Origin of the sequence: Halorubrum sp. 48-1-W (genome assembly GCF_003287355.1) — an archaeon.
Lineage (GTDB): Archaea > Halobacteriota > Halobacteria > Halobacteriales > Haloferacaceae > Halorubrum.
In genome coordinates, this window is the sequence record NZ_QMIM01000029.1 from 53541 (window position 1) to 59540 (window position 6000).

Sequence of the window (6000 nt, forward strand, 5' to 3'; positions counted from 1 at the left end):
AGATGTTTGAATCTACATCTAAGAGAAACAAATTTGTTCGGCCGTTAACACGGTTCACGTCACTGCGGAACTCGGTCCCCACGGTCGCGAGGGCGCGTTCCCCGTCGGATACGGATCCCCGTCGATAGCGTCCGTGGCGGCGTCCTCCGACGACACGATTATCACCCGGGTGTTCGTATCCCGTGAGAGACGATGGCGTCCGACAGCGGACACGACGACGCAAGATACCTCGCCGGGTCGCCGATACGGGTCGCGATCCTCCGGGCGCTCGACCGGAACCCGCGGCGACCGGCGTCCCTCACCGACGCGGTCGACGCGACGCGAACCACCGTCCAGCGGATCCTGTCGGGGTTCCGCGAGCGGCGGTGGGTCGTCAAACGCGACGGTGCCTACCACGTGACGCCCACGGGCGAGCGCGTCCACGACACCTACGAGGCGTTGCTCTCGGAGATCGACCGCGCCGACCGCTACGGACGGTTCGCTGCCGACCTGGAGCGGGCCGGTGCGGGGTTCCCCGCGGACGGGCTCGAGACGGGCGAACTCACCGCCGCGACCGACCGCGACCCGCTCGCCGCGCTCGACCGCGTGGTCGAACTGATCCGGGACTCCGGCGGATCGGCGGTCCGGTCCGTCTCGCCGATCGTCACCGCCCAGTACAACGAGGCGGCCGCCACGGCGCTCGATCGCGGCGCGACGATGGAGCTCGTGATCGACGGGGAGGTACTGGAGACGTCGATCGGGGCGTTCGGTCCCGCGACCGACCGTGCGATCACGGACGACGACGCGGCGGTGTACGTCGCGCCCGACCCGATCGGCTACGGGATCCTCCGGTACGACGACCTCGCCTGCGTGGTCGCCTACGACGAGCACAACAACCCGCGCTGTGTGTTCGAGTCCGGAAACGAGACGGTCCGCGAGTGGGCCGACGAGCGGTTCGAGGCGCTCGCGAGGGAGGCCACGCCGCTCTCGACGGTGATCGGAGAGTCGTCCCCGACACACGAGTGAACTACCGTCCCGTTTCGAAGGAGGTGACTGGAGCCACCCGTCGTCTCCGCGACGAGGAACTACTCGGACCCCTCGGCACCGTCCGACTCGCGATCGTCCGTCCGGTCGCGTCGCTCCGGGTCGAAGTTGACCGGCACGACCGTCGGGTGATCCATGCCGAACGACGTGGTGGTTGCCGTCATGGTTCTACCGGACAGTAGCAGTTCCACTCCCTAAAAATTACCCATACGCATAACGCATCGGAAAAGACGGGAACCATACGCGCCGGTTATCGCTCGGGGGCCGCCACCGCCTCGCTTCGGGAGCCGATAGCCGCAGTCAGGCTCCGAACTCCTCGTCGTAGAGGTCCCGGGCGTGTTCGATGGCCTCCTTCGCCGTCGCCTTGTCCTCCCAGCCCAGCGTCTCGACTTCCTTTCCTTCCTCCAGGTTCTTGTACGTCGAGAAGAACTCGTCTATCTCGTCGCGGATCTGCTGGGGGATGTCCTCGAGGTCTTCGACGTGGTCGAACCGCGGGTCCTCCGTCGGGACCGCGATCACCTTGTCGTCCTGCTCGCCGTCGTCGTCCATCTTCATCAGCGCGACGGGGCGGGCCTCGATGATACAGCCGGGGAACGTCCGGTCCTCGACGAGCACCATCACGTCGAAGGGGTCCCCGTCGTCGTAGTACGACTGCGGGATGAACCCGTAGTCGTACGGGTAGTGGACGTTCGAGTGGAGCACCCGATCGAGGACGACGCCCGGAACGTCCTTGTCGTACTCGTACTTGTTGCGCTCGCCTTTGAGACACTCCACGACCGCGTAGATCTCGCTGGGGGCGTCCGGCCCCGTCTCGAGGTCCTCCCAGAGGTTTACCATGTATCGAGTACTGCGACGAACGCGTGGAAAATGCTTTCGGCACGACTCGAACCGTTCGCGCTATTCGCTCGAGAGGCGTTCGATATTCTCTCGAGAAGGTCCTGGCGGATCGGAACCGACAGCCGATCGTGGATCCGTCACCGAAAAACCGGTTTCACCGTCCACAGTATATGTATGCCCGACTGACGCCGACGGATCGTTTCTCCCCCGTTATCGGTTCATCACACGGAAACGCCGGATCGATCGGCCGAAACGCCCGTTCGTCGAGATAGGCCTCGTCGAGAGGTCGTAAATTCGATAAACGTTGAGAAAGGTTATATGTTAGGGAACCTTTCTATCCAGCATGTCAGAGGCACGATCGGTTCCGGAGGCGACGACGACTGCGCACGACTTGACCGCGTTCCAACAGAACATTCTAACGATCCTCGCCGAGGAGCCGATGTACGGGCTCGCGGTCAAACGGGAGCTGGAGGCGTACTACGGTTCGGAAGTGAACCACGGGCGCCTCTACCCCAACCTCGACGATCTCGTCGAGGACGGCTTCATCGAGAAGAGCGAGCTCGACAAGCGCACCAACCAGTACGCGCTCACCGACGCCGGTCACGACGTCGTCCTCGGCCAGCTCGAGTGGGTACTCGACCGCTTCGTAACCGACGACACCCGCGCAGCCGAAGTACGGGCGCTCATCGAGACGTAGGCCTTTTCCGGCAGGCAGGGCCGGACCCGTTTTTTCCACCCCGCGAGCCACGGCCTCGTCAGTTCGGCTCGTCTCACAGGCGACGGTTTCGGGCGTGACCGCGGTTCCGCTACGGCGCCGGCTCGTCGAGCGCGGCCGCGACGCGCTCTATCGTCTCGAGCGACTCCTCGAGGGCTGTCCGTTGCTCGTCGGTCGGCCAGGCGTTCCGCGGGAAGAACTCCTCGCGGAACTCCGCGCGCATCTCCGGCGTCGCGTCGTCGACCGCGCGCACGTAGTGGTTGCTCATGAACGCCGCGAAGCTCCGGGCGGTCTCGGCGTGGACACCGCCTGCCCGCTCGGCGACCGCGTCGACGACTGCGTCGTTGTAGGCGGCGACCTCGCGGTAGCGGTCGGCGTCGCCCGGCCCCGAGAGCGACACCTCCACGGCCCGGTCCGTGTCCTCGACCCGATCGAGTTGGACCGTCCCCGACTCCATCCACTCCTCGGGGTACAACACGAGCGTGTCGTCCTCCTCGCGGAGCCGCGGCGTGTACTCGTGGTCGGTCACCAGCTCGTCCCGACGGTCGCGGTACCCCTCCGTAGCCGCGGGGTCGACCGCGTCGCGCGCGAGCCGGGTGAGCCGTTCGGCCTCCTCGACGACCTCCCGTGGAACGTCGGGAACCCGCCCCGTTCCCTCCTCGTCCGGCGTGTCGGCCCCGATTTCGCGGTCTTCGACCGACTCGCCGACCCCCTCGTCCTCGGTCGCCATCAGCTCCCGGGCCCGTTCTCTCGCCCACTCCGGTGGTTCGTCGTCAGTTCGCGTCATCGAGTGCCTCGTTCGCCAGATCGTCGGCGCGCGCGTTTATTTCCCGCGGAACGTGCGCGAGCGACCAGCGGTCGAAGCGGGCCAACAGCTCGCGGGCCCGGACGCGCTTCTCGCGTAACGTCGGGTCGTTCGCGTTCCACTCACCGCGCACCTGTTTCACGATCAGTTCGGAGTCCCCCCGGACGTCGACCTCGTCGAAGCCGTACTCGTCCGCCGCCTCCAGCGCGCGGATCAGCGCGGCGTACTCCGCCTGGTTGTTGGTGACGCGGCCGATCCGCTCGCTCCCCTCGGCGACGACGCCGTCGGCGGTGACGAGACACCAGCCGACCGCGCCGGGGCCGGGGTTCCCCCTCGACGCGCCGTCGAAGTAGACGTGTGCGCGCCCGCCGCCCGCCGAGAGGAGGTTCGTCAGTCGGGTCGGGTCGCTCCCCTGGACGACCACCTTGTCGTCGTAGGCGACGGCGACCGCCCCGTCGCGCTCGGCGCGCCATCGCTCGTGGGCGGTGTTCCCGGCGTCGATCCGGACGTCGGCGTCCTCCAGTCGAGCCCGCGCGTCGGCCGGATCGCAGTCGATCGTCGGCATCCCTCGCGGATCGGTGCCGGCGAGCAAAAGCGTTGTCCGTCCGTCCGTCGGTTCGCCGTGTCGCCATGTGAGCTACTCTGACCAAGGGCACTCCCCGCCCCGTTCCCTCACCAGTCCGGGTACTCGCTCCCGTCCATCGGATCGATGGGGTACTTCGGATGCCGGATGTGTTGATGGTCGAACTGCCGTGGATCCATCGCGGCCAATCCCGGGGAGTTCACGGGGATCACATGGCTGGCACGGGGCTCGTAATCCGCCCGGTAGTGGTTCGTACTTTTCACGACGAGGATCGACAGTCGTTCGGGCTGAATGCCGACGTGACGCCAGATCTCGGTATCCGCGGGCTGTACTCGGTTTTCGGTAACGATGACCTCGATCTCGTCGTCGACTCCGCACTGTAGCCGCACTGTACGACCGAGGTGATTCCTCGTGTTGGTGCCCTTCGGTCCGTAGTTCAGAAACTCCCCGTCAGTGATACCCTTCACGTATCCGTCCAGACCTTCGATCGGCTCTCCATGGCGATCGTCGGTTTTCCCGCCGAGCGTGACGGAAACTCGTCGCCCGACTCCCGTTCGAACACACGTCTCGACGACCTCCGGATCTCTGATGATCGCCATCCCTGCGTTCGTCGCCCGTTGCTCGATGAGTTCCCGTAGCACCGTCGTTCCGTCGGCAGCGCCGCCGCCGCCGGGATTGTCCCCGACGTCCGCGAGAACGACGGGGCCGTCGTCTTCGTCGAGCTCGGAAGCGAGTTCGATCGATCTCGAGACCGCCTCTTTCGGTTCCGGGAAGTCACCGACGAACTCGTCACGCATCTCCCAGACTTTCGCTGCGAGGTCTCTCGAAGCTACCTTCGCTGCATCCGGGTCGTCGTCGGCCACGACCGGGATCGAGAACCCCATCGACGGGACGTCACTTCGACTGAATCCGGGGAAGACGTTGACTTTGATGATCGAATCCCGTTCTTCGAGTCTGCGTGCGTGTTCCATCACTTCGGCCATCGGCCCCTCACGAGTGTTCTGTGTCGGCGTGACGGGACTCAGTGGCGGCCGCTCGATGTGCATTACTGGGGAGCGATTCCCCCGAATCATCCCCAACAACACGTCGAGCCCGCGTCTTCCCGTCGTAGCCATGTCCACGTGCGGGTACGTTTCGTAGGCGATGACCGCATCGGATTCCCGTATGAGTTCGTCGGTTACGTTCCCGTGTAAGTCGAGTGTGACCGTAATCGGCAGTTCGTCGCCGCCGACGTCACGAATACTGGACACTAGCGGGCCTTCGCCGTCATGCGACCCTTCGACGACCATCGCCCCATGTAGCGGTAAGACGATGCCGTCCAGGTCGTCTCGGTGCTCTCGAACGTCAGCGAGCAGTCGATCTCGATAGTACTCGTACGTGTCCCGCTCGACCGTCGCTCCGGGTGTCGCGCTCGCGACGACCGACGGTATCAGGGTCACGTTCTCCTCGGCTGCGAGCTCGATGACCCCGCCGACACCGGTGTTCGTTCCAGCGAGTTCCGCACGCACCTCCTCACCGAACCGTTCCCGGCGTTTCTGGAAATCCTCACGCGTCGTCAGACCGTCGGCAAACGTGTTCGTTTCATGTGAAATACTCCCTACGAGTACGGTCTCCGCTGGCATACGCCTGAAACGTGTTTCTGGTGGTATATTTCCACGGGAAACGGCGGTCCTCGTCGTCGGGTTCCTCCGATCGCTCACGAAATTTTAAGGCAGTCGGTCGGCTTAGTATATAAATGCGATGACACGGCCAACCCGGCAACGGGATCACGACCGGCAGCGCGTGCGGGACGAGGACGCGGAGGGATCGGAACCCGGCGAGGTGGACGTCGAGGAGGCCGATCCCGACGATCTGGACGTCGAGGAGGTCGATCCCGACGAGCTGGACCCCGACGACCTCGACCCGGCGGAGCTCACCCGGACGGCCGACGGCGAACTGATACACGAGGAGACCGGACTCATCATCGAGGAGGAACAGATAGACCCCGGCCCGGAGTGGCGGGCGTTCAACCACTCCGAGCGCCAGTCGAAGTCCCGC

Annotated in this window: 7 protein-coding genes and 1 pseudogene; 3 read left to right on the top strand and 5 right to left on the bottom strand. The window is 65.2% G+C overall.

The features are described 5' to 3' along the window. Positions 1-192: 192 nt before the first annotated feature. Positions 193-1005, top strand: a complete 813-nt coding sequence (locus DQW50_RS13490; RefSeq protein ID WP_112079793.1) for a winged helix-turn-helix domain-containing protein — start codon at positions 193-195, stop codon at positions 1003-1005. Positions 1006-1064: 59 nt separating this feature from the next. Here DQW50_RS13490 and DQW50_RS18655 read toward each other — a convergent pair whose 3' ends face one another. Further along, a complete protein-coding gene (locus DQW50_RS18655) occupies positions 1065-1187 on the bottom strand; it encodes a hypothetical protein (RefSeq protein ID WP_255417641.1) in 123 nt (40 codons plus the stop codon). A 136-nt stretch (positions 1188-1323) separates the two neighbouring features. Then, the gene (locus DQW50_RS13495) at positions 1324-1860 is read right to left on the bottom strand and encodes an inorganic diphosphatase (RefSeq protein ID WP_112079794.1); all 537 of its coding nucleotides are present in this window, start codon (positions 1858-1860) and stop codon (positions 1324-1326) included. Between the two features lie 343 nt (positions 1861-2203). Between DQW50_RS13495 and DQW50_RS13500 the strand changes: the two genes are divergently transcribed. After that, positions 2204-2557 carry a PadR family transcriptional regulator gene (locus DQW50_RS13500; protein WP_112079795.1) on the top strand — a complete coding sequence of 118 codons (354 nt, stop codon included), beginning with the start codon at positions 2204-2206 and terminating at the stop codon, positions 2555-2557. A gap of 109 nt (positions 2558-2666) precedes the next feature. Here the strand turns inward: DQW50_RS13500 and DQW50_RS13505 are convergent, their stop codons facing one another. From DQW50_RS13505 to DQW50_RS13515, 3 genes are all read right to left on the bottom strand, one after another. Next, entirely contained in the window at positions 2667-3362 is a 696-nt protein-coding gene (locus DQW50_RS13505) for a hypothetical protein (RefSeq protein WP_112079796.1), read from the bottom strand. Then, a complete protein-coding gene (rnhA, locus tag DQW50_RS13510) occupies positions 3349-3945 on the bottom strand; it encodes a ribonuclease HI (protein WP_112079797.1) in 597 nt (198 codons plus the stop codon). The genes DQW50_RS13505 and rnhA overlap by 14 nt, the downstream gene beginning before the upstream one ends. Positions 3946-4052: 107 nt before the next feature. Next, the gene (locus DQW50_RS13515) at positions 4053-5585 is read right to left on the bottom strand and encodes a M81 family metallopeptidase (RefSeq protein ID WP_112079798.1); all 1533 of its coding nucleotides are present in this window, start codon (positions 5583-5585) and stop codon (positions 4053-4055) included. Between the two features lie 118 nt (positions 5586-5703). Between DQW50_RS13515 and DQW50_RS13520 the strand changes: the two are divergent. Then, positions 5704-6000, top strand: a pseudogene (locus DQW50_RS13520) (hypothetical protein); the annotation flags it as partial.